19 protein-coding genes are annotated in these 20,252 nt (G+C 69.8%); 8 read left to right on the top strand and 11 right to left on the bottom strand.

What is annotated here, in order from left to right; translation table 11 throughout:
* Positions 1 to 76 precede the first annotated feature (76 nt).
* Positions 77 to 574 carry a ricin-type beta-trefoil lectin domain protein gene (locus IE252_RS31135; RefSeq protein WP_190092765.1) on the bottom strand — a complete coding sequence of 166 codons (498 nt, stop codon included), beginning with the start codon at positions 572 to 574 and terminating at the stop codon, positions 77 to 79.
* A gap of 387 nt (positions 575 to 961) precedes the next feature.
* Between IE252_RS31135 and IE252_RS31130 the strand changes: the two genes are divergently transcribed.
* The gene (locus IE252_RS31130; RefSeq protein WP_190092764.1) at positions 962 to 3,895 is read left to right on the top strand and encodes an AfsR/SARP family transcriptional regulator; all 2,934 of its coding nucleotides are present in this window, start codon (positions 962 to 964) and stop codon (positions 3,893 to 3,895) included.
* Positions 3,896 to 4,045: 150 nt separating this feature from the next.
* Here the strand turns inward: IE252_RS31130 and IE252_RS31125 are convergent, their stop codons facing one another.
* From IE252_RS31125 to IE252_RS31115, 3 genes are all read right to left on the bottom strand, one after another.
* Positions 4,046 to 6,214, bottom strand: a complete 2,169-nt coding sequence (locus tag IE252_RS31125; RefSeq protein ID WP_190092763.1) for a hypothetical protein — start codon at positions 6,212 to 6,214, stop codon at positions 4,046 to 4,048.
* A 367-nt stretch (positions 6,215 to 6,581) separates the two neighbouring features.
* The gene (locus IE252_RS31120) at positions 6,582 to 6,932 is read right to left on the bottom strand and encodes a hypothetical protein (protein ID WP_190092762.1); all 351 of its coding nucleotides are present in this window, start codon (positions 6,930 to 6,932) and stop codon (positions 6,582 to 6,584) included.
* Between the two features lie 240 nt (positions 6,933 to 7,172).
* The gene (locus IE252_RS31115; protein WP_190092761.1) at positions 7,173 to 7,328 is read right to left on the bottom strand and encodes a hypothetical protein; all 156 of its coding nucleotides are present in this window, start codon (positions 7,326 to 7,328) and stop codon (positions 7,173 to 7,175) included.
* A 156-nt stretch (positions 7,329 to 7,484) separates the two neighbouring features.
* Here IE252_RS31115 and IE252_RS31110 point away from each other — a divergent pair, with 156 nt between their 5' ends.
* On the top strand, positions 7,485 to 7,832 hold the full coding sequence (locus tag IE252_RS31110) for a hypothetical protein (RefSeq protein WP_190092760.1): 348 nt from the start codon (positions 7,485 to 7,487) through the stop codon (positions 7,830 to 7,832).
* Positions 7,833 to 7,878: 46 nt separating this feature from the next.
* Here IE252_RS31110 and IE252_RS31105 read toward each other — a convergent pair whose 3' ends face one another.
* Positions 7,879 to 8,256, bottom strand: a complete 378-nt coding sequence (locus IE252_RS31105) for a MerR family DNA-binding transcriptional regulator (protein ID WP_190092759.1) — start codon at positions 8,254 to 8,256, stop codon at positions 7,879 to 7,881.
* A gap of 75 nt (positions 8,257 to 8,331) precedes the next feature.
* Here IE252_RS31105 and IE252_RS31100 point away from each other — a divergent pair, with 75 nt between their 5' ends.
* Positions 8,332 to 9,060 carry an SDR family oxidoreductase gene (locus tag IE252_RS31100; RefSeq protein WP_190092758.1) on the top strand — a complete coding sequence of 243 codons (729 nt, stop codon included), beginning with the start codon at positions 8,332 to 8,334 and terminating at the stop codon, positions 9,058 to 9,060.
* A gap of 254 nt (positions 9,061 to 9,314) precedes the next feature.
* Positions 9,315 to 10,487 carry a hypothetical protein gene (locus tag IE252_RS31095; protein ID WP_190092757.1) on the top strand — a complete coding sequence of 391 codons (1,173 nt, stop codon included), beginning with the start codon at positions 9,315 to 9,317 and terminating at the stop codon, positions 10,485 to 10,487.
* Between the two features lie 111 nt (positions 10,488 to 10,598).
* Here the strand turns inward: IE252_RS31095 and IE252_RS31090 are convergent, their stop codons facing one another.
* Positions 10,599 to 10,979, bottom strand: coding sequence for a winged helix-turn-helix transcriptional regulator (locus IE252_RS31090; RefSeq protein ID WP_190092756.1), 381 nt, complete (start codon positions 10,977 to 10,979; stop codon positions 10,599 to 10,601).
* A gap of 96 nt (positions 10,980 to 11,075) precedes the next feature.
* Here IE252_RS31090 and IE252_RS31085 point away from each other — a divergent pair, with 96 nt between their 5' ends.
* Positions 11,076 to 12,005 (top strand): NADP-dependent oxidoreductase, encoded by a 930-nt coding sequence (locus tag IE252_RS31085; protein ID WP_190092755.1) that lies wholly within the window; start codon positions 11,076 to 11,078, stop codon positions 12,003 to 12,005.
* A 174-nt stretch (positions 12,006 to 12,179) separates the two neighbouring features.
* On the opposite strand, the gene IE252_RS31080 is transcribed toward IE252_RS31085, so the two are convergent.
* The gene (locus IE252_RS31080) at positions 12,180 to 14,279 is read right to left on the bottom strand and encodes a PIG-L family deacetylase (RefSeq protein ID WP_190092754.1); all 2,100 of its coding nucleotides are present in this window, start codon (positions 14,277 to 14,279) and stop codon (positions 12,180 to 12,182) included.
* Between the two features lie 387 nt (positions 14,280 to 14,666).
* Here IE252_RS31080 and IE252_RS31075 point away from each other — a divergent pair, with 387 nt between their 5' ends.
* The 3 genes from IE252_RS31075 (at position 14,667) to IE252_RS31065 (ending at position 16,885) form a co-directional block, all read left to right on the top strand.
* On the top strand, positions 14,667 to 15,206 hold the full coding sequence (locus tag IE252_RS31075; protein WP_190092753.1) for an ArsR/SmtB family transcription factor: 540 nt from the start codon (positions 14,667 to 14,669) through the stop codon (positions 15,204 to 15,206).
* Entirely contained in the window at positions 15,203 to 16,489 is a 1,287-nt protein-coding gene (locus tag IE252_RS31070; RefSeq protein ID WP_190092752.1) for an MFS transporter, read from the top strand. Before IE252_RS31075 ends, IE252_RS31070 begins: the two co-directional genes overlap by 4 nt.
* 165 nt (positions 16,490 to 16,654) lie before the next feature.
* On the top strand, positions 16,655 to 16,885 hold the full coding sequence (locus tag IE252_RS31065) for a DUF6296 family protein (protein ID WP_190092751.1): 231 nt from the start codon (positions 16,655 to 16,657) through the stop codon (positions 16,883 to 16,885).
* Between the two features lie 31 nt (positions 16,886 to 16,916).
* Here the strand turns inward: IE252_RS31065 and IE252_RS31060 are convergent, their stop codons facing one another.
* From IE252_RS31060 to IE252_RS31045, 4 genes are all read right to left on the bottom strand, one after another.
* Positions 16,917 to 17,570, bottom strand: a complete 654-nt coding sequence (locus IE252_RS31060) for an SMI1/KNR4 family protein (protein ID WP_190092750.1) — start codon at positions 17,568 to 17,570, stop codon at positions 16,917 to 16,919.
* A 36-nt stretch (positions 17,571 to 17,606) separates the two neighbouring features.
* Positions 17,607 to 18,431 (bottom strand): thioesterase family protein, encoded by an 825-nt coding sequence (locus IE252_RS31055; protein WP_190092749.1) that lies wholly within the window; start codon positions 18,429 to 18,431, stop codon positions 17,607 to 17,609.
* 128 nt (positions 18,432 to 18,559) lie between these two features.
* Complete coding sequence (locus tag IE252_RS31050; RefSeq protein ID WP_190092748.1) at positions 18,560 to 19,213, bottom strand: DUF1326 domain-containing protein; 654 nt, start codon at positions 19,211 to 19,213, stop codon at positions 18,560 to 18,562.
* 137 nt (positions 19,214 to 19,350) lie between these two features.
* Entirely contained in the window at positions 19,351 to 20,184 is an 834-nt protein-coding gene (locus tag IE252_RS31045; RefSeq protein WP_190092747.1) for a DUF2182 domain-containing protein, read from the bottom strand.
* Between the last annotated feature and the right edge of the window lie 68 nt (positions 20,185 to 20,252).

Below are 20,252 nucleotides of genomic sequence, written 5' to 3'. Positions count from 1 at the left end.
ACGATGGCGACGGGGAAGCGGACTTCGAGTACCGGCCAGGACCGGCACGGTCACTTGCGTCACCAGCCATGGTGGGTCAGTACAGGATCCAGCCCTGGTACGGGTTGGTGGCGTTGCAGCCTTCCTCGTGGAAGAGGTAGGGGTGTCCGTTGCCTTCGTCCAGGCAGGAACGCACGCCGAAGTTGAAGAACTGGGTACCGACCGAGGTGCTCGTCATGGCCCAGATCTCGTAGGGGTCCTTGGAGTCGCAGGACTTCATCTGGACCGAGCTGGAGCTCATCGCGCGCATGCACCGTCCGGTGGCGTCGTTCCTGATCTGGACGTTGGGGTAGCCCGTGTCGGGGGCGACGGACACGATGCGCCAGGTGTTGATGGACGGCGAGGTCGGCTTCTGGGTCAGCGTCGATTGGAGTACATAGCTGTCGTAGTTGTTGTAGAGGCCGTAGCCGTCCTTGCCGCTCTGGATGAACTTGAAGTCCCAGTTCACCGAAGCGTTGGCGGTGCCGGTGCCGCCGAGTACCAGCGCGCCGGTGGCAACTGCGGCGGCCAGCGAGGCCTTGAATCGCATTCTCATGGTGATCCTTGTCTGTGTTGGGGGCAGTTCTGGGCCGCCGCGGCGGTGAGGAAGTCGCGAGCGATCCGCTTGCTTGCTCGTGGTATCGGTGGCAGGCGGTTGCGCCGTGCACCTCGAGTGCCTGACCGCGCCGCTTCCCCCGGGCTCATCCTGTAGAAGTCGAGCCGGATGTGCGCCCAATGTATGGACGGTCGTAGGCGATCCCAGCGAGAAACGTCCTAGGCAGGTTCAAGACACTTCTCCTTCTGGACCCTGGGGGAACATCCCGCCGTTCGGTGAGCACCTCTACGGTGAGCGTATGGACGTGGGTCCGTCGGTCGTCCTAGATTCGTCCTAACGCAAGGTCAGCCAGGGGGTCGGCGTCAATCTTCACGTGCCGGGGGATGCATGAGATTCGGCGTGCTGGGGCCGTTACACGCCCAGATCAGCGGACAGGCGGTCCGGTTCAACGGGCCGAGGCAGGCCAAGATGCTGGCGGCACTTCTGCTCGAGGCCAACAACATCGTCCCCAGGGAACGGCTGGTCGCCGTGATGTGGGACAAGAACGCGCCCGCCACCGCGGTCCGTCAGATCCAGGACGCTGTCTCCGGGCTGCGCCGCAACCTCGCAGCATGCGGAGCGCCCGACTCCCTGATCAGCACCCGGCGCGGCGGCTATGAGATCCACCTGGCCCGGCACCAGCTCGACCTGCTGGAGTTCGACCACGAGCGGTCCCTCGCCGAAGGGCACACGGTTCCGTTCGAGACGGCGGCCGCGCTGCGGCGGGCGCTGGCCTGCTGGCGCGGGAAGGCCCTGGCCGACATCTCCAGCGGGGTCCTGGAGATCGACGCGGCACGGCTGAACGAGAAACGCGCGGCCACGCACAAACAGTGCCTGGCCGTCGAACTTGACCTGGGGCGTCATCGCGAGGTCATCGAGGAGCTGACCGCTCTGCTCCGTGAGGACCCCTTCGACGAGCATGTCGCCGAACACCTGATAGTCGCCCTCTACCGATGTCGGCGACAAGGCGAGGCACTGCAGGTGTACGAGCGGCTGCGTCGGACACTGGCCGAGGAACTCGGGGTCGATCCCACCCCGCCGCTCCAGGCACTGCACCAGCGTATCCTCACGGCAGATCCCACCCTGGCGGCTCCGGTCCAGGAAAGCCGTTCCTTAGACGTACTACCGGCGAGCCCCGGCGCGGCGGCCGCCCGGCCGGACATGGCGATGCCGGTGCGCCAACTTCCTCTCGACGTCGCCGACTTCGTGGGCCGGGCCGAGGCGCTGGCCGAGATCGCCGGACTGCTCGACGGGTCGGCGGTGAACCGGGCCCCGGTGGCCGTCATCGTGGGCGGCCCCGGTGTCGGCAAGTCCAGCCTGGTGACGCACGCTGCGCGGCTGGCGAGCGCCGCCTTCCCCGACGGCCAGCTCTACCTCAACCTCGCGGCGACGTCGGACGAGCCGCGGGACCCGGGGCTGATGCTGGCCGAGGCGCTGCGCGCGCTCTCGATCGCCGGCAGCGCGATCCCCAACGGCCTGTCCGAGCGGGCCGCGCTCTACCGGTCGTTGCTGGCCGACCGTCGCATGCTGGTGGTGCTGGACGACGCCGGTCACGCCGATCAGGTGCTGCCTTTGCTGCCCGCGGCGGACGGTTGTGCCGTGTTGATCACGAGCCGCACCCTGCTGACGCAGCTTCCCGGCGCTCGGCACATCGACCTGGACGTGCTGAGCCCGGCGGAGGCGCGGGAGTTGTTCACCGGAATCGTCGGGCGGCAGCGGGTCGAGCGGGAGCCGGGGGAGGCCGACGCGATCCTGGACTGCTGCGGCAACCTGCCGCTGGCCATCCGGATCGCCAGCGGCAAGCTCACGGGCCGCCCGGCCTGGTCGCTGCGGGTGCTGCGGGAACGTATCGAGGATGAGTCACGGCGGCTGGCCGAGCTGAGGATCGGGGACCTCAGCGTACGAGCCAGCGTCGAGCTGAGTCTGCGGCTGCTGTCGGCCGACGCGGTGCGCGCGCTGAGCCTGCTGGGTCTGCTCGGCGCCTACACCCTGCCCGGCTGGGTGGTCGGTCCGCTTCTGGACCGCGCGGACGGCGAGGAGGTGCTGGACACCCTCGTCGACGCCAGCCTGGTCCGGCTGACCGCCACCGACGCCCTCGGCGAGCCGCGCTACCGGCTGCACGACCTGATCCGGACCTGTGCCGTGGAGATCGCCGCCCCGCTGCCGACGGCGGACAAGCGGGCCGCGATCATCCGGGTGCTGTCCGTCTGGCTTGATCTGATCGGGCGCGGTACCGATCGGCTGCCGGGCGGGCTGCTGGCCACCCCTCCTGGTCTGGCGCCGCGCCGTTCGCTGCCCGACGGGGTCGTGGACCGGCTTTTAGCGGACCCGGCCGGCTGGTTCGACACCGAACGCGACAACCTGCTCGGCGTGGTGAAACTGGCCGTGGACTGGGGCCTGGACGAGTTGGCCTGGGAGCTGGCGGCCGGCGCGGCGACCTACTACGACCACCGGTGTCTGTACCAGGACTGGCAGCACGGGCACCGGCTCGCGCTGGACGCGGCGCAGGCCGCCGGCAACGCGCGCGGCGCATCGGTGCTGCTACGCGGGCTTGGCCAACTACACATCTATCAGGATGAGTTCGACCGGGCCACCCACGCCCTGGAGTCCTCCCTCGGACTGTGCCAGGACGGTGGGGACAAACGCGGCGAGGCGCTTTCGATGGCCATGCTGAGTACGGTCAGCCGGGTACAGGGCCGGGACGACGAAGCCCTCGAACGGGTCGAGCGCGCGCTGGCCATCGCGGCCGGTGAGGGCGACCGGCACATCGAAGCGCAACTGTCCTGCTCCATGGCCGTGATGAAGCTCATGCAGGGCGAACTCGACGAGGCGGGGTTCTGGTTCGACGGGGCCCTGAGCCAGGCCAGGGCGCTGGGCGATGGGCATCGGGTGGCCGTCGTGCTGCGGCGGTTCAGCCGCCTGCACGATCGGCGCGGCAATCCCGACGAGGCGCTGCGCTGCCTGCGGCAGGCGTTGGCCACGTTCGAGGAACTGGCCGACGAGCGGTGCGCCGCGTACGCGCTCCTGGAAGTCGGCCGCGTGTACGCCGGTCAGCACGACCGGGACCGGGCGAGTCCGGCGCTGGAGCGCGCGGCGGGTCTGTTCCACCGCCACGGCGACCGCCAGGACGAGGCCACCTGCTGGCAACTGATCGGCGACCTGGCCGCAGCCGCCGGCGACCACCACCTGGCAGACCAGCACCGAGGCCGGGCGCTGCGGCTGTGGCAGCTGATCGGCGACATGAACCAGACGCAAGCGCCGGCGCGACCATCGTCACCGTGAGGCGCCGTGACGGTGGTCTCCGCTCGACGTGGCTCCGGGGGGAGGGGCACCGCCCACGGCGGTGCCCCAACAGCGGTCAGGCGGCGTCCCGAGGCCCGGCCGGTTCGAGGCGCCCCTTCGGCCGGGAACAGGCGAAGGCGTGAGGCAGGGTCAGAAGAAGGTGCTGAAGCGGGTGGAGTCGCTGCGCAGGGGCAGGGGGTACGCCGCTTCGAAGGGGCTGGTCGTGCTGTCGCGGCCGGAGTAGAGCGCGGAGCCGGAGGCGCCGATGGCGTAGAGGTCGGCCACGCCCTTGCCGTTCCTGCCCGCCGGGATGATGTGGGTGTACTTCTGCCAGCCGCCGCCGACCTTGCGGCGGGCGGTGAAGGTGCCGTCGCCCTTGCCCAGGTAGAGCCAGAGGACGCCGTCCTTGTCGCGGGCGAGGAGGTCGCCGCCGGAGGCGCCCGCGATGTTGCCCGGGGCGGTGAGGAGGTTGTAGGTGTCCCAGCCGCCGCCGATCTTCTGACGGGTCTTGAAGGGGGCGGCGGCGTCGCCGGTGGAGGCGTAGAACCACAGCACGCCATCCTTGTCGGTGGCGAGGAGATCGCCCCGGCCGTCGCCGTTCAGGTCGGACCCGCCGGTGATCTGGTTGTAGACGTTCCAGCCGCCGCCTATCTTCGTGCGGGGCAGGAGCTTTTGGTGGTCGCTCCGGTGGAGCCACAGCACGCCGTCGCGGTCCCGGCCGACGACATCGTCCGAGGCTGAACCCGCCACGTTTCCGGGGGAGGCCATCAGCGTGTACGTGTTCCAGCCGGTGCCCAGCACGTCCGGCTTCGGGTCGTGGACGACCGGCGGGCAGCCCTCCTCATGGCAGTCGGAGCTGTTGCCCATGGCGCGCAGCTGGCTGAGGTCGTACGCGGAGAGGTTGCCCGAGCTGTCGCGGACGAGGGCGTCCGCGTGCGCGTTGTCGTTGAAGTCGCGCGGCGCGGTGCCGCGGTCCACCGTGGTGGTGCCGGTCTTCACGGCGGCGGGGCCGACCCCGGTCGCCGGGTGGGCGGTCATCTTCCAGGTGTATGCGCCGTTGTAGGCGCCGGTCATCTGGTCGAGGTAGCCGTTCCAGCCGATGAAGGTGTCGTAGTAACTCCACAGCGACACCTTGCGGCCGGTGGCCACGTGGGTCAGCTCCAGCGCGACGCCCAGGTCCGGCTGGTTGGTCTCCCAGGTCACGCGCTTGTCGGTGCCGTCGAAGCGGAAGACGCTCGGAACGTTCGCCCCCTCCAAGACCATTTCCAGGGGATTGTGCGCGTCCCCGATCATGGTGGCCACCGGGGTGCCGCCCGCGTCGGGCGAGATACGGAAGAGGCCTTGGCCCTGCGCGAAGGTGCCGCCGGACACCAGGAGTGTGCCGTCGCCGACCGCGGCCACGCGGCTCGCGAGGTCGAGGAGCGGGACCTTGCGGCCGTCCTTCAGCGACTTGAGGACGATCGGCTTGTTGGGGTAGGTGACCCCGTCGACGATGACCTTGTCGTCGCTCGTGATCGCCAGCCAGTCGCCGCCCAGGACGATCTGCGCTCTGTAGGGCAGGGTCTGGGCCTGCTTGGTCTTCCGGTCCACGATCTTGGTCTGGCCGGTTGCCGACTCCCAGAGCACGTGGTCGGGCGTGACCTGCGCGAAGCTGCTGTAGCGGGTGAGGTCGTACGTCTCGACGGCGGCGGCCGTGGCCACGTCGACCAGGGCGAGACGGAAGCCGTCCGACGCCGAGGTCTGCACGGCGACCGTACCGGGCGTGGAGCCGTAGAACTCCCAGGGCACTCCGGCCGGCATCCCCGTCACCTTGCGGTCGACGACCTCGCCACCGGGTGCCCGGCTCACGAGGTGGAGCTCCTTGGTGGCCGGGTCGGCCATCACGAGCGTCGAGCCGTTGACCTCGCGCAGCTGGTAGGGGCTGTCGATGACGACCGGGTCGCCGCCCTTGGCCATGTCGTGGACGGTGTGGCGGGTTCCCTCGCTCGCCACGACGACGTCGGCTCCGGCGGCGCCCCGGTAGGTGACGGCAGGGTTCTTCGGGAACGTGGTGGTGGAGCCGTCCGCGTACCGCGTCCAGACGACGTCGTCCGTCCGGACGGCGAGGAACCCGCTGGGCCCAGCGGTCGCGAGGACGCTGTTGAGGAACGGGAAGACCCCGTCCCTGGCGCCCTGTTGCGCGACTGCGGCCGCACCGGTGGGGGTTGCCGTTGCGGCGCCGGCCGGGCCGGCGAGCGTGCCGACGGTGGTGGCGGCCAGGACGACGGCGACGGCGGCGGTCAGCCGGAACCGGGGCGTGCGGGCGCGGGTGCGTGACATGGAAGGAGTCTCCTCGGAGAAGGAAGTGCGGGTGGTGGCGGAGCACGTGACACCCACCAAGACCCTTGAGGAGAACGGACGGTTGTACGCCCTATGCAATGAAATATTCCGGAACGAGGTCTTTGTGCCCCGCGACTGAGGGCCCCTGGAGCGAAGCCGGTCAGTACGTACCTCGATACGTACCTCGATGCGCGTTCACCTCATCGACGCCTGATGTGAGCTCAGAGGTTGCCCGGGACTCGACTTTCGTGGTTTTCGTAGGTCAACCAGGGGTGTTGGCGTGGCTGCGGCCCAGGCACGCCACTGCACAGCGTTGAGCCCCTGACCTTCTTCGGCCGGGGGCTCAGGTGAACGCTTGGAGTGGAACTCAGGTGTGGGGCCCGGCCTGTCCGTCGGCTACAGGGCGGAAGACCAAGCCGTTCTGGGGCGCGAACTCGGAGCTGCCGTTGGGCGGGACGACCAGGGTCGCCGCGCCGGAGCAGGACCCATCCGGATAGAAGAAGGCGTTTGCGTCGGTCCTGTTGACTGCCCCCGCCGCTCCCTGGATGGCGAAGCAGATGAAGTTGGCCCGGTTGGTGACGTTAATGGTGGCGCCGTTGGGATACCTGAGGGTCAAAGTGCCGTTTGCCGCTTCGGCGTTGGCGGAGAGTCCGAAGATGAGGGCTGTTGTCGCAGTTGCTGTCACCCCGAGTTGCGCCAGGCGTTTGAGCGGGAACATGGGGTCTCCTTCCGCTGCGGTCGCGCCGCAGTGTCGTTGGGGTGAGTCACTTCTCCGAGTCCGAGAACTGCGCCTTCACGAACGAGAGTCCACGCCTCCGGTTGCATTTCGGAAGCGGATTGACGGAATTTCACACGAAGGGACTATTTTGATGTTTGAAGAGTGGCACTCACATGAGTAGCCGATACGCGCCAGTCCCATTCCGTCGCACGGGCGGCAGTTCGCTCCGCCCCGGGTCGTTCAGCGCGCGTCGCTGACGGACCTCGACCAGATCGGGGCGTGGCCGGTGGTGTGGTCGTGTCGCGCGAGGTGGAGGTGGCGGCCGAGCACCTCGAGACGGCACTCGGTGAACGCGGCGCGCTCCAGGTCGGCCAGGCGGGAAGTCCGCCCGGGCAATGGGGAATCATTTCTGCTTGCGCCGAACGGATGAAGCGGCGGATGGATGGGAGTGAGGGATGCCGAGTTCGGGTGGACTGGGGAGTCACCCGGCCTGCCGGGTAAGGGAAGGATCCGATCCCTACCTCCGACCCGTCAATTCGAAAGGCGGAGCCCATGAGTGTGGACAGGGACGAGAATGCTGAAGTTATCCAGCCCATCGTGAACGAACCAACTGGAGATGTCGCCGCCCTCCCAAAGCAGGGAGCTGCTGCCTACTTTCTCCGCGGCCAGGGAATTTTCAACCGCGATCTGGGCCAGCCGAACGTTGACGCCAACAGTCGGGTGTTCGTTTCTGCGACGGAACTCAACCCCGATGACAACAAGCCCTTCCTGGGGGGAGGACGCATTACCGTCCACAACGTGGTGCCCCATGACGACGGCAGTGTGACGATTCGAGTGGAAGTAGACGCACCACAGGAACTGCCCATCAGGGCGTCACTCCTCTACTTCAACGGCTTCTGATCTGAAGCGACCCAGCCGCCCGAACTCCGTGTCCGACCGACCGCGCCTACGGGTGCGTGTCCGTGATGGCGATGACCTCGTCGAGGCGGTCCAGGGCGGCCTGCAAGTCGTCGACCTTGGCCTGGATACGGTCGCGCTCGGCGCGCAGCATGGCTCGTTGCTCGGCGTCGGTGTGCCCGGAGTCCCAACACGGCAGGAGTTCCGTAATCCTTCGGCTGGTCAGGCCGGCGGCGAACATCTGCTGGAAGAAGCGGACCAGGGGGATGGCGTCCTGCCGGTAGAGGCGCTGACCGGATGGGCTGCGCTCCGCGATGAGCAGCCCCTGCTGCTCGTAGTAGCGCACGGCGCGTACGGAGACGCCGGCACCCCGTGCCACCTCGCCGATGCGGACCAGCCGCTCGGCCGCGGCCTCCGTGACGGTCATGGTGATTCCTTTCACCCCGGTCCCGACGACCGGCACTTGCCTCTGACGTCAACGTCAGGTTTTAGCGTACCGGGCATGGACCTCAACAACTCAGTCGCCCTTGTCACCGGAGCCAACCGCGGCCTGGGCCGCGCCTTCGCCCAGCGCCTGCTCGAACGAGGTGCCCGCAAGGTCTACGCGACGGCCCGCCGGCCGGACACCGTGGACCTGCCCGGGGCCGAGGTGCTGCCCCTGGACATCGCCGATCCCGCATCCGTCCGGGCCGCCGCTCAGGCCGCCCCGGACGTCTCGCTGCTCGTCAACAACGCGGGGATCCAGACGGGGACCGACCTGGTGGCCGGTTCGCTGGACGCGGTGCGGCACGAGCTGGAGACCAACGTGTTCGGCCATCTGCGTATGATCCGGGAGTTCGCGCCGGCGCTCGCTGCGAACGGCGGGGGCGGGATCGTCAATGTCCTCTCCGCCATGTCGTGGTTCGGGGGCAAGGGCGCCAATGCCTACCACCTGAGCAAGGCCGCAGCCTGGGCCATGACCAACGGCGTCCGCCTGGAGCTCGCCGGGCAGGGCACGCTCGTGACAGCGGTACACCTCGGCTTGGCCGACACCGACATGGCTGCGGGCTGGCCCGTGGCCAAGCTCGCGCCATCGGACCTGGCCGACGCGGCGCTCGACGGTGTCGAAGCGAGCCTGGGCGAGGTCCTCGCCGACCAGTGGAGCCGGGACGTCAAGTCCCGGCTGCCGCTGACGCCGGAAGAGTTCAACGCCGCGATGGACCGTGCCCTGGCGGCGCTCACGGAGGCCTGAGGACCCTCGGGCCGCGCTGACTTCACCCGGTTGCTTCCGAGGTCGGTCAGCCGGTACTCCGTCCGCAGCCAGGAGACCTCCCCGCGGGGCAGAGTGCGATCGGCGTGGCGGCGGGCTCTGACAGGGTGAAAGCATGTCCATCATGACAGGTCAGCGCCGTTTTTCGTAGGACGGAACGCACAGTTCGCGAGGCTTGTCCGGTCCGTTCCCCGCCGCTCAGAATCTCCTTCGTGCGTCATCCGGAGACAGGGGGAATGGTGACGATCGATCACGACGCGGTGCTTCGGGCCCGCGTGCTGCTGCTGGGGTCCGGTCGGCCGAGCCGGGCCGAACTGGTCGGCGCGTACCGGGTTCTGGCCGAGGTGAGTCCCAAGGCGTACGTGCCGAAGCTGGTCGACGCCCTGCTCGCGCTGTGTTACGACAGTCGGGATCCGAAGGTGGACGTCGCGCTGGCTGCTGAGGCCACCCGGGCCGCTCGCCGGATCGAGGCCGGGGAGCCGAACCGGGCGGAGCAGTTGCGCCGAGCCCTGGACGCCTACCAGGCCTCCTTGTTCGCTCTCGGGCGCAGGGCGGAGGGACGCGCAGTCTGTGAGGAGCTGGCCGAGGCCGGCCGGAGCGATCCCCTGGCGAGCGTGCTGGCCGAGGAGGGTCGCTTCAGGGAGGCCGCCGAGCTCGACGAAGAGGCTGCCCGCAACGGGATCCCCGAGCACTCCTTCTGGACCAGGGTGCGGTGGGCGGCGAACCTGGAGGGCGCCGGGCTGCACGACGCCGCATCGGCCGTCTTCCACGAGCTCCTGGAGGAGACCCGTTGCAAGGCCGCCGAACAGCGCACTGCTCTGGCGATACTCACCTGGGAGTTGGTGCACTTCTCCCGGATGCGGGAGACCGCCGGGGACGCGGCGGGTGCCGCGGCCGCCCGGCGAGAGGCCCTGAGTGTCCTCAAGGAGCTCGCGGCCACGGGCGAGCCGGAGAACTGGAGTTGCATCCTCGGGTGGTGGAGGACCCTCTTCGTCCTGTCGGGGCGGGCAGCCGAACCCGCCGCGAGCGCCGAGTCCCCGATGCCGCCGTTCGGCACGGACCTCGGATGGTCGCGCGACGTGCGGGACGGCTTTCTCGGCATGCTGCCCGGCCTCGAAGAGGAGGCGGCGAGACTGCGCGAGGCCGACCGGCTGCCCGAGCTGGTCGACGTCCAACGCAGGATCAACATCCGCGCTGCCGTCCGCGAAGGCCGCCACCCCTACCTGTTCGAGGAGCGGTTCACGCCCTACTTCGACGAGGGGGTGACGCTCGCCCGCCGCCTGCCCGGCCACCCCGCACGCCTCGCCCGCGCCCTCACCGACCGGTCCATGTTCCTCGTCGCGGCACGATCCTTCGAACCCGCGCACGCCGACTTCGCCGAAGCCGTCGCCCTTCTCCACGATCGCTGACCACACCGCCCGGTCGCCGCGTCCCCGTGCCGGGCACGAGGACGTGGGTCAGACCGTCACGGTTCCACCGGTACCGGTCCGCGGGCTACAGCAGCCGCTCCCAGCGGGGCCTCAGTCGCCATGGGCGACCGGCTCGGGGGCGGCGTCGAGTGCATCGAGCACGGCATCGCCGTTCGCCCTTGCCCACTCGGTCAGCATGTGGATCGGGTCGATCAGTGTCATTCCGAGCGGGGTGAGCTCGTACTCGACGCGGGGCGGTGCCTCGGCGTAGGCGTAGCGGTGGATGAGTCCGTGGGCCGCGAGCCGCCGGAGTGTCTGGGTGAGCATCTTGCGGGAGATGCCGCCGATCAGCTCTACCAACTCGCCATGGCGCACCGGGCCCTTGCTGAGGCCGTAGAGGACGACCACGGTCCACTTGTCGGCGATGAGCTCGACCGCCAGACGCGCCGGACAGTCGGCGAGAAAGGGATCACCGGGAACGAAACCGCTCATGGCGCCAAAGGTACCTGCGCCTGAGGCACCTCCTGGTTCCTATCGGGTTCATAGCCTGGTTCTCCTGGGTTTTCCCCTTCCCAAGCCAGGAGAGTCATGCGAGTCATCACTCAGCAGGCGCTCGGTGGTCCCGAGGTGCTCACCATCGTGGACGCGCCCGAGCCCCGCCCCCTTCCGACCGAGGTTCTCGTGCGGGTCAAGGCAATCGGGCTGAACCCGCTGGAGGCGCGCCTGCGCGCCGGCGAGTTCCCGCTGATCGGCCGGCCGCCGTTCGTCCTCGGCTGGGACATCAGCGGCGTGGTCGAACAGGCGCCGCAGACCTGGCGGTTCAGGCCCGGTGACGAGGTGTTTGGGATGCCGCTGTTCCCGCGGGCGGCGAATGCGTACGCCGAGGTCGTATCGGCTCCGGCGCTGCACCTGGCACGCAAACCGGCGTCGCTCTCACACGTCGAGGCGTCGGCGCTGCCGATCGTGGGGCTGACGGCGTGGCAGGGCCTCGTCGACCTCGGCGACGTGACCGAGGGCGACCGCGTCCTGGTCCACGGTGGTGGTGGCGGGGTCGGCCACGTCGCGATCCAGATCGCGAAGGCGCTCGGCGCGTACGTGATCACGACCGCCGGCGGGAGCAAGCGCGAGTTCGCCGAGGGGTGCGGCGCCGATGAGGTGATCGACTACACGGCGGTCGACTTCACCGAGGCGGTCCGTGACATCGACGTCGTCCTCGACACGATCGGCGGCGATACCGTCGAGCGCTCCCTCGAAGTGCTCCGCCCGGGTGGTCACCTGGTGACGGCGGTTGCCGAGGACGATGCGGAGCTCGCCGCCAAGTACCAGGCGGCCGGCATGCGTTTCAGCGGTATCGCGGTCGATCCCGATCCGGTCGCCCTGCGAGGTCTCGTCGAACTCGTCGAGCAGGGCAGGCTCCGGGTCCATGTGCAGGAGACGTTCCCGTTCGAGCGCGTGGCCGACGCGCACCGGATGCTCGACGGCGGTCATCTCCAAGGCAAGCTCGTCCTCACGCTCTGATCCCTTGTGATCCGTGCGTGCCGCAGCGTTCTATCAGTCCGATCCGTCCCCCGGATCCTCGCAGCACCTTCGATCGGAGGTGCTGCGAGGATCCGGGGGAACCCGTCGGCGCGTTTCCCCCGCCTGCTCCGCGACGGGACGGCCGCTGATCCGCCCCGCCTCTGACCAGCTCAACTACCGACTCGCGGCCTGATCCACGGACGTCCCGCGCCGGCGGTCTCCCTGCTCGACAGGGTGGCCTTCCGGTATGACGTGGGTGTGGAGCGTCGCGTCCGGGGCCAGTTGGGCGAGGACGGGACGGTTGGCGGAGTCGGTTGCCAGGGAGGCCGCGCCGACCACGGCTCCGGGGACGGTGCTCCACTGTGGGGCGCGTCCGGTGCCCAGAGTGGCCAGGCTCGTACCGCCGTCGTTGTTGCGGGCGGCCAGCAGCACTCCGCCGGGTATGGAGTGCAGGGCGAGCGCGCCGTAGCCGCGGCTGTCCAGGTCGACGCGTTCGGCGCGCCATACTCCGCCACCGGCGGGGAGGGTGCGCAGCACTAGTCGGGCGGTCCCGGCCGCGCGGAAGGCCAGGAGGAGCGAGCCGTCGGGCCGGGCCAGCGCGGTGGGCGGATCGGCCGGGGCGGGCAGCCCGGTGGGTGCGAGAACGAACGGTCCTCCCGGGTTCCGCTGCACCCAGTGGCGAACGGTGTGGTGTCCGGCGCCGAAGACATGGACGAGCCCCTTGGCGTCGGTGACGGCGCTGAGCCCCTCCTGGACCTCGGCGCCGCCCAGGTCCGCCCAGTTGGACCAGGCGCCGTCGGCTCGCTGGCTGCGGACGGAGACACCCTTGGCCCAGTTGCGTACGAACAGCCAGGTGGTGCCGTCGGCACCGCGCGTCACGACGGGCCCGCCGACCCGGCGGCCGTGCTCGGGGTCGCGGTCGGGGACGCCCAGCGAGACCCAGGCGCGAAACGGCCCACCCGGGCGCGTCTGTTCCGTCGTCACGATCTCGCGCCGGTTGTCCTTCGCCCCTGCGCCCAGGGAAACGACGCGCTCGGCGAACAGCTGCCAGCGGCCGTCCCGTGTCCGCGAGGACGTCAGACCCGGCAGCAGTCCCTGGCCGGCCAGCAGCTTCGGCGCGGTCCACCGTTCGCCGCCGGGCTCGGTCTCCTGCCACATGGCCGCCTGCCCGCCGAGGACGGCGAACGCGGTCATCCGCCCGTCGGCGCCCGGCTGCAGCCGCGGGGCGGCGGTGGGGTAGCGCAGCGAGGTGCGCTGGAGCCAGCCGGTGCCGTACGAGCGGTCCCGGCCGACGTCGTAGTCGCCGCAGCCGCCGAACTCGTTGTCGCAGCCCTTCGGGGAGCCTCCGTAGGCGTTGAGGACGTTGGCCTTGCCGCGGATGATCTGCGCGGGCAGGCCCTGCGGCCAGCGCTCGTTGTAGTAGCCGCGGAAGGCGGTGACGGCGTGGGGGGCCCGGTAGCGGTCGAGGGCGGCGTAGGTGAACAGCGCGGCGGCGGTGTGGTCGGGGTGGTCCGAGTAGCCGCGCTGGTCGTGGTGGGCGCGGTGCTTCGCGTCGCGGACCTGCATGTCCGGGTCGGGGTCCATGGTGCGTACGAGTGTGGGCCGGTAGCTGTCCATGAGGTGGACCAGCGCGTCTATCAGCCCGGCGCGGGTGACCTCGTGCGACGCCCGGACGGGGGAGCCGGTGCCCACCAGGGTCCGCGTGACCGCGCGGGGAGCCTCCCAGAGCCGCCGCAGGTCGAGGCCGGGGGTTCTGCCGTGGGAGGGGGAGTGCTGGGACACACCGAGGAAGACCAGCCGGATGCCGGGGTGCTGGCTCAGGGCGTCCACTTCTATGGCGGTGCCGCCGGGCAGGGTGGTGACCTGCCTGGTCCAGGGGGCCTTGGTGTCGCCGGTCGCCATGAACGCGTACGCCTGGCGTAGGCCCTGGCGGCGGGCACCGGCGTAGTTGGCGACGTTGGGCTTGGGGGGTTTGTGGCCGGGGATCTTGTTGAAGCCCTGGGCCTCACCGCTGGTCACATAGACGCTGACGAGCTGGTCGTTGGCGTCTATGGACTGCTGGAGCTCGGGGTTCATGAAGTACAGGTCGTCGTCCGGGTGGGCGACGATCTGCATGACCCGGACACCGCTCGAACCGTCCCGCGCGGCCTGCACCGTGCCGCGCTTGTGGACCGGCGCGGAAGCAGCCGTCGACGAGGCGGGAGTGCAGCCCGATATCGCCGCGGAGAGGGCTATGAAACCGGCGAGGAGGACGCGGCGAGGCTGTGGCGGCACGGGAGGTCTTTCGCGGCAGAGATGGACGGGCAGGGCGGGTGCGGCACGGCGTTGTCCCGTCCCGGGCCAGCGGGTGTGGGTCGAGCTGATGGGCGGAGCAGGGGCGTGAGCGGCAGAGCTGACGCTACGAAGAGCGCACGTAGATACCCCATCGGCGATGTAACAGTTGTCCGGACTTTGCCATGCGATCTTGTTAAGTCGCCCTGTCCGGCGACGGTGGCCACGGGCCGTGGTGGGCGTGTTGGCGGAGGTCGTGAGGAACCGCAGGCAGATCCGGGCCTGGAGGAGAGTGCGTGAGCGAAGGCCTCACGTGCGGAACAAGTGACTCCGGAAGATCGCGCCCAAACCCTCTTGCGTAATGGTCAAGAAGTGTTGACCATTGGGGGCATGCCTACCGATGATCTTCCGGAGACGTTCCACGTCACCACTGACGAGCAGCTACGCGCCGTCTCCAACCTCACGCGCCACCGGATCATGGCCGTGCTCCGCTTCGAGCCCGCGACGATCACCCAGATCGCTGAGCGAGTGGGCCTGGCGAAGGGGAGCTCCAGCTACCACGTACGGCTGCTGGAGCGGGCCGGCCTGGTCAAAGTGGTACGGACGCGCAAGGTCCGGGGGGTCACCGAGCGGTACTACGCGATGGCCGCGCGGTCGATCGAGCTGCCGGATCCGGGCGAAGGAGGCCCCGATGTGCTGATGCGGCACGCGGTCGCGGACCTGGAAGCGGCACCGGCGGATGCCGAGCGGCACGTACGGATGGCGCATCTGCGGCTCACCGACGAGCAGTTCGCGGAGCTGGGCGCGCGGCTGCAGGCCCTGGCGGACGAGTACCGGGAGCTGTCCGATCCCTCGCTGCCGGACACCTCGCTCGTCTTCGCACTCTTCCACCCGGCACAGGGCCAGCAGGCCGAAGGGGACGCCAAGTGACCACTGAAGTACAGAAGCTGCCGACCGGTTTCGGACGGCTGTGGACCGCGCAGACGATCTCCTCGCTCGGTGACGGGGTGTCGCATGCCGCGCTGCCGCTGATCGCGTTGACATTGACGCGGGATCCGATGGCGCTCGCCGTCGTCACGGCCGCCGGAACGCTGCCGTGGCTGCTCTTCGGGGTGCTCGGCGGTGCGCTGGTGGACCGCTGGGACCGTCGGCGCACGATGTGGGTCACGGACGCGGCACGGGCGGTGCTGCTCGCGATACCGGCGGCAGCGGCCGCGCTCGACGTGCTGAGCATTCCCCTGCTCGCGGCCGTCGCCTTCCTCCTCGGCCTCGGCGGACTCTTCTTCGACACGGCCGCCACGGCCTATCTGCCGGACCTGCTCGGCCGCGACCCCGCGCTCCTGGAACGCGCCAACTCCCGCCTGCGCGGCGCCCAGACCACCGCGTCCGGCTTCGCAGGGCCGCCCGCGGGCAGTGCCCTGCTCGCGCTCGGTCGGGCGGTTCCCCTGCTCACCGACGCGGTGTCGTTCGCCCTCTCCGCACTGCTCGTACGGTCGCTGCCTGCCGCACCCCGGCCCGTACCGCAGGCCCGTGAGTCGCTGCTGCGGCAGGCGCGGGCCGGCGCCTCGTACGTATTCCGGGACCGGTTGCTGCTCGGGCTCGCGCTGCGTCCGGCGGTCGGGAACATCGCCTTCATCGCCATCGAGACCGTACTCGCCCTCTTCGCGCACGACCGTCTCGGCGTCGACACCTTCGGCTTCGGCCTGCTCCTCACGGCGGAGGCCACCGGCGGTCTGCTCGGCGCGGGCATCGCCTCCTTCCTCGGCCGACGGCTCGGCACCGGCACCGCGCTGACCTGCACGGCCGCAGTCGAGGGACTCGCCATCCTGGGCCTTGCCGCCGCCCCGAACCCGTACGTCGCCGGCCTCGCACTCGCTGTGTGCGGAGCGGGTATGGGCGCCACGATGGTGCTCGCCCCCTCCCTCCGGCAGGCGATCGTCCCCGCCCACCTGATGGGCCGGGTCGCCTCCACCTCCCGCATGCTCTCCATGTGCGCCGCCCCGTTCGGCGCCTTCCTCGGCGGCTGGCTGGCCACCACCTACGACGTACGCACCCCGCTCTACACCGCCGCCGGCCTCCTCCTCACCATGACCGCCGTCACGTCGACCATGACCACCAACCGCCGGGTGGAGGCGGCGCTGCGTGCCGCTGCCCCGGCCGATGACCCAGAGCACCCGGAAACCCGGGAATCCGTTCAGGCGGGTGCCGTTTAGTGCTGGCCTCTCGCGCCCGCCTCACTGAGTCGGCCGCCGCCGTAGCCACCGTCTGGGCGCCCCGAAAGATGCGGGCCGTCGGGCCGCGGCCGAGCATGGCCGTGAGCGCTGCCCGATCTGCTCGCAGCACCTTGCCCGGCACCCCCCGAGGACGGATGGAAAACGATGCAGCCCCAGAGGTACGAGCTGGTCTTCGAGGACGGTCCTGAGTCAGGGCAGGACATCGTGGTGGTGTCCGTGACTGATCGGAAGGGTCCGGGCGGCCACCCCGTGTACGCCGACGACACCGGCATCGTCAGGGCCGAGATCAGCGACAGCGGCGAGGTCCGCGTCCTGCCCAGCGGCGGCGGCCAGGAACCGGCCCGGCCGGTGCGCGCGCGGGCGCTGCCGTCCTGAAGATACGCCGCCGCTCATAGGCGCATCGCACTCATGGTGTCCTCGGCTGGGGGACCGGCTCCCAGCCTTCCGGTGGTGCCTGGGGGTCTGCCCAGTGCAGGCAGCCGTCGAGGATTCCGGGCATTCCCCAGATCTCGTCCGGTTTTCCGTACAGGAGGTCGGCGACATCGGTCAGGTAGGCGGCGAGCGACGGGTGGCCGCCCGGCTCGGGGAACGCGGCCTCGGCGTAGGAGCCGATCTGCCCGTACCCCTCGCTGCTCGGGGTGCAGTCGACGAAGCTCCCGTAGAAGCCGTCCGGGTCCGACACCATGAACGGCAGGTAGCGCCGCCGCGGATCGTCGTACTCGTCGTCGACGGGGAGATGGTCGTACCACGTGCCCAGGTACGACAGCGGCGCGATCCCGTCGCCGTCAGGCAGCAGGTATCCGCTCGGGTCCGGCAGCGGCCTGTCCCCGGTCGACCAGTCGAAATCCACGGCGGGCCCGGTGCCGTTGCGGACCTGGTAGAACGCCCGCACGTCGGCGGGCAGCACCAGGTCCAGCTCCAGCTCGACGGCCCGGATCTCGTCCTCGCCGGCGGGCGCGGGAAGACCCCGGTAGCTGCGTGGCGCGTGTTCCTTCAGCCACGCCTCGATCCGGCCCCACGCGGCCAGGGTCCGTTCCACCCGTATCTGGTCATCGCTCACGCCCGGCACCCTAACCGGCGTGGTGAGTGAACCGGTCTACAGAGGGCGGACGGTGAGGATCTGTTCGGCGTGGCCGACGGGGCCGTCGATGTCGTGCAGGACGCTGCTGGTGAGTCCCTGTCCGGTCGGGCCGAAGGTGACGGTGGTGTCCAGACCGGTCCACGGTCCTCGTGGCTGCCGGTGCAGATGGATCGTCAGGTCGAGGTTGGGGAACATCCACGCGGTGGGGTCCTGCTGCACGGCGATGCCGTTGGCGGTGTCGACGAGCGCGATGTACGAGGCGAGGGCGGTGCTCGGCTCGTCCGCGACCAGGTCGACGGGCGAGGAGAGCCAGGCCGCCGTACGGCCCTTGCGGGACGGAGGCATCCGGCGGACGTCGACGGAAGAGACGTAGCCGCCGTTCCACTCCTCGTGCATCGCCCAGGGCGTGAGCTCTTCAGGGGCGGGGAGCCGCTCGTGGGGGCTGTCGGCCACGGACGACGTGTCCAGGGACGCCAGGAGCCAGGCGCGGGCACGGACGACCGGGCGGCCGCCGATGGCCACGGTCGCCTCCAGGAGTTCGATGGTCCGGCCGGGACGAACGGTCTCCACGGTTATCTCGCACTCGTCGAGGGCGAGGCGGCCGAGGATGTCGTAACTGATCCTCGCGAGCGTCAGATTCCCGGGGCGCTCGGCGAGGTGCCCGTCGATCGCGTGGACGACAAGCCCCGCGAGCGGGCTGAAGTGCTGTTCGTCGGCCTGCCATGCACCACCCGCGTGAGCTGTGGGTTTGTAGGTGTGCTCACCCGTCCGTACGTAGTAGCTCTCACGCGCGACGATGCCGGTGGTCACGGGATCCGCCTCCTGGGATTGGGCATACATAAGAATGGTGTATCTATCACGCACATGCGGGTGCCGTCCCAGCGGACCGTAACTTACTAGACCGTAGGTTGCCCGAGAGCGGATCGGCCGGTGGGGCCGTGGGTGGGGTCTGGATCGAACGGCCGACCTCAGTCAGGACCTGTCCAGTCGAAGGTGATGTGCTTGCTGGACTGGCCCTTGCGGCTCCACTGGAAGCCGAAGGCATCGGCGTGGTCCGTCGTGGAGCGGCCCCAGGTCGCGACCTGTCCCGGCCCGGTCTCCGAGCCCGGGAGGTTGGTCGACTGGACCCGTGCACCCTCCGGTGTGGTCGGTCCGCTGAGTGCCACGGCGCTCGCCTCGACCCGGTCGGGGATCGTGGCTCGCCAGCCACCGAGGTCTTCGTCGATCTCGATCTCGATGGGGGCGAAGTCCATGCCCCGCATCTCGGCGTCCATCATGCTCACCATCTCGGCGGGCCAGCTGCCTGCCTGGCCGCCGAAAATCATCTGCAGGGCGCCGCGCTGCGCGTCGTCGGCGCGCTCGTCGAGGAAGACCGCCGCGTACGTGTCGGAGTGCTCGGCCCATATGTTGCCGACGAAGGAGCCGAGCATCAGCACGTTGAGGCCGTCCAGCCGTACGTCACCGTAGTTACCCTCGCGTATGTGCCAGGCCAGGACACCGTCGCATTCGCCGTACGTGGGCAGCTGGGCGAACGAGCAGGGGCAGGGGATGTTGCACCTGCACGTATCGAACCAGTCACCGGCCGTGTGCCATCTCGGGATCGTCACTGTCGTCTCGGACATCTCGTCGCCTCCTCGTGGCTCGCGCGGGCGCGAGCCACCCTCTGGCGCAGGAGCTCGGTGCCACGCGGCACCTTCAATTCTCCTCCTGCGGGTCGGCGGGCAAAAGCGGCGTTGCCCGCCTGGTGTGCAGCGACCGCTCACCCTGTCCGGCCGGTCATCTCGTCCATGGGGGAGCCGGACATGTCCAGGCCGGGCAGCAGCCAGTCCTGGAAGGGGGCGAGTACGGCCAGGACGAGGAACGCGAGGCCGACGGCCCAGGTGAGCCAGGGTCCTTGCCGCCACAGTTTCTCCAGGAAGATCACGGCTGACAGTCCTGCCATCGCGGCGATGTTCATGACGCCGAGCGGGATCAGGACGATCATCAGGCCCCAGCAGCATCCGACGCAGTAGAGCCCGTGGTGCGCCCCTACCCGCAGGTCCTTCGCCCAGGGCCGGTAACGCGAGTACTGGAGCAGCTGGAACATCGGGTTGCGGCAGTGCCGCAGACAGACCCGTTTCAGCGGCCCGAACTGCTGAGCCGCCGCGAGGAGGAAGACGGCGGCGCCGATCCAGCGGCCCGTCCCGGGATCGCGGTCCACCAGGTGCCCGGTGGCTGCCAGAGCGGCGTACGCGAGCAGCCCGAAGGCGGTCCAGGCGAGGAGATAGCCGCTGACGAACGCGGCGATCCGCAGGGCGCGTGCAGGGCCGGTCGAGCGGCGGTTGATCCCGCGTACCCAGGTGATGGCGACGGGTGCGACGGACGGCAGCATCATTGCCGCCATCATGACCGCCCACAGCAGCAGGAACAGGGGCAGCGCCAAGCCCATCGTGCCGGGTTCCATCCCCATGTGCCGGGACTGGTCGACGGTGAGCACCCATGCCAGGGCGGCCAGCAGAACCATCAGGAACCACGCGACCGCCAGATCACGCGTGGGCAGTACGACTGGGGGCCGCCGTGTTGGTGCTGGCGGGGCCAGGTGGAGGTGCGGCATGGGACGCCTCCCAAGGACGCGAGCTGCCTGCCGCTTCACATCCGTCCCGCACCGATGACGGTGGTACA

The organism is Streptomyces melanogenes, assembly GCF_014649795.1.
GTDB classification, from domain to species: domain Bacteria; phylum Actinomycetota; class Actinomycetes; order Streptomycetales; family Streptomycetaceae; genus Streptomyces; species Streptomyces noboritoensis.
The sequence above is the reverse complement of the archived record's forward strand: the minus strand, read 5'-3'. Positions and strand labels throughout refer to the sequence as shown.

Excerpts from the sequence above, each read along its gene's own strand:
- IE252_RS31090 (WP_190092756.1), bottom strand. The coding sequence starts at position 10,979 with ATGAGCGGTTTCGTTCCCGGTGATCCCTTTCTCGCCGACTGTCCGGCG.
- IE252_RS31130 (WP_190092764.1), top strand. The coding sequence starts at position 962 with ATGAGATTCGGCGTGCTGGGGCCGTTACACGCCCAGATCAGCGGACAG.
- IE252_RS31055 (WP_190092749.1), bottom strand. The coding sequence starts at position 18,431 with ATGTATGCCCAATCCCAGGAGGCGGATCCCGTGACCACCGGCATCGTC.
- IE252_RS31110 (WP_190092760.1), top strand. The coding sequence starts at position 7,485 with ATGAGTGTGGACAGGGACGAGAATGCTGAAGTTATCCAGCCCATCGTG.
- IE252_RS31075 (WP_190092753.1), top strand. The coding sequence starts at position 14,667 with ATGCCTACCGATGATCTTCCGGAGACGTTCCACGTCACCACTGACGAG.
- IE252_RS31100 (WP_190092758.1), top strand. The coding sequence starts at position 8,332 with ATGGACCTCAACAACTCAGTCGCCCTTGTCACCGGAGCCAACCGCGGC.
- IE252_RS31065 (WP_190092751.1), top strand. The coding sequence starts at position 16,655 with ATGCAGCCCCAGAGGTACGAGCTGGTCTTCGAGGACGGTCCTGAGTCA.
- IE252_RS31095 (WP_190092757.1), top strand. The coding sequence starts at position 9,315 with ATGGTGACGATCGATCACGACGCGGTGCTTCGGGCCCGCGTGCTGCTG.
- IE252_RS31120 (WP_190092762.1), bottom strand. The coding sequence starts at position 6,932 with ATGTTCCCGCTCAAACGCCTGGCGCAACTCGGGGTGACAGCAACTGCG.
- IE252_RS31050 (WP_190092748.1), bottom strand. The coding sequence starts at position 19,213 with ATGTCCGAGACGACAGTGACGATCCCGAGATGGCACACGGCCGGTGAC.
- IE252_RS31045 (WP_190092747.1), bottom strand. The coding sequence starts at position 20,184 with ATGCCGCACCTCCACCTGGCCCCGCCAGCACCAACACGGCGGCCCCCA.
- IE252_RS31135 (WP_190092765.1), bottom strand. The coding sequence starts at position 574 with ATGAGAATGCGATTCAAGGCCTCGCTGGCCGCCGCAGTTGCCACCGGC.
- IE252_RS31085 (WP_190092755.1), top strand. The coding sequence starts at position 11,076 with ATGCGAGTCATCACTCAGCAGGCGCTCGGTGGTCCCGAGGTGCTCACC.
- IE252_RS31105 (WP_190092759.1), bottom strand. The coding sequence starts at position 8,256 with ATGACCGTCACGGAGGCCGCGGCCGAGCGGCTGGTCCGCATCGGCGAG.
- IE252_RS31125 (WP_190092763.1), bottom strand. The coding sequence starts at position 6,214 with ATGTCACGCACCCGCGCCCGCACGCCCCGGTTCCGGCTGACCGCCGCC.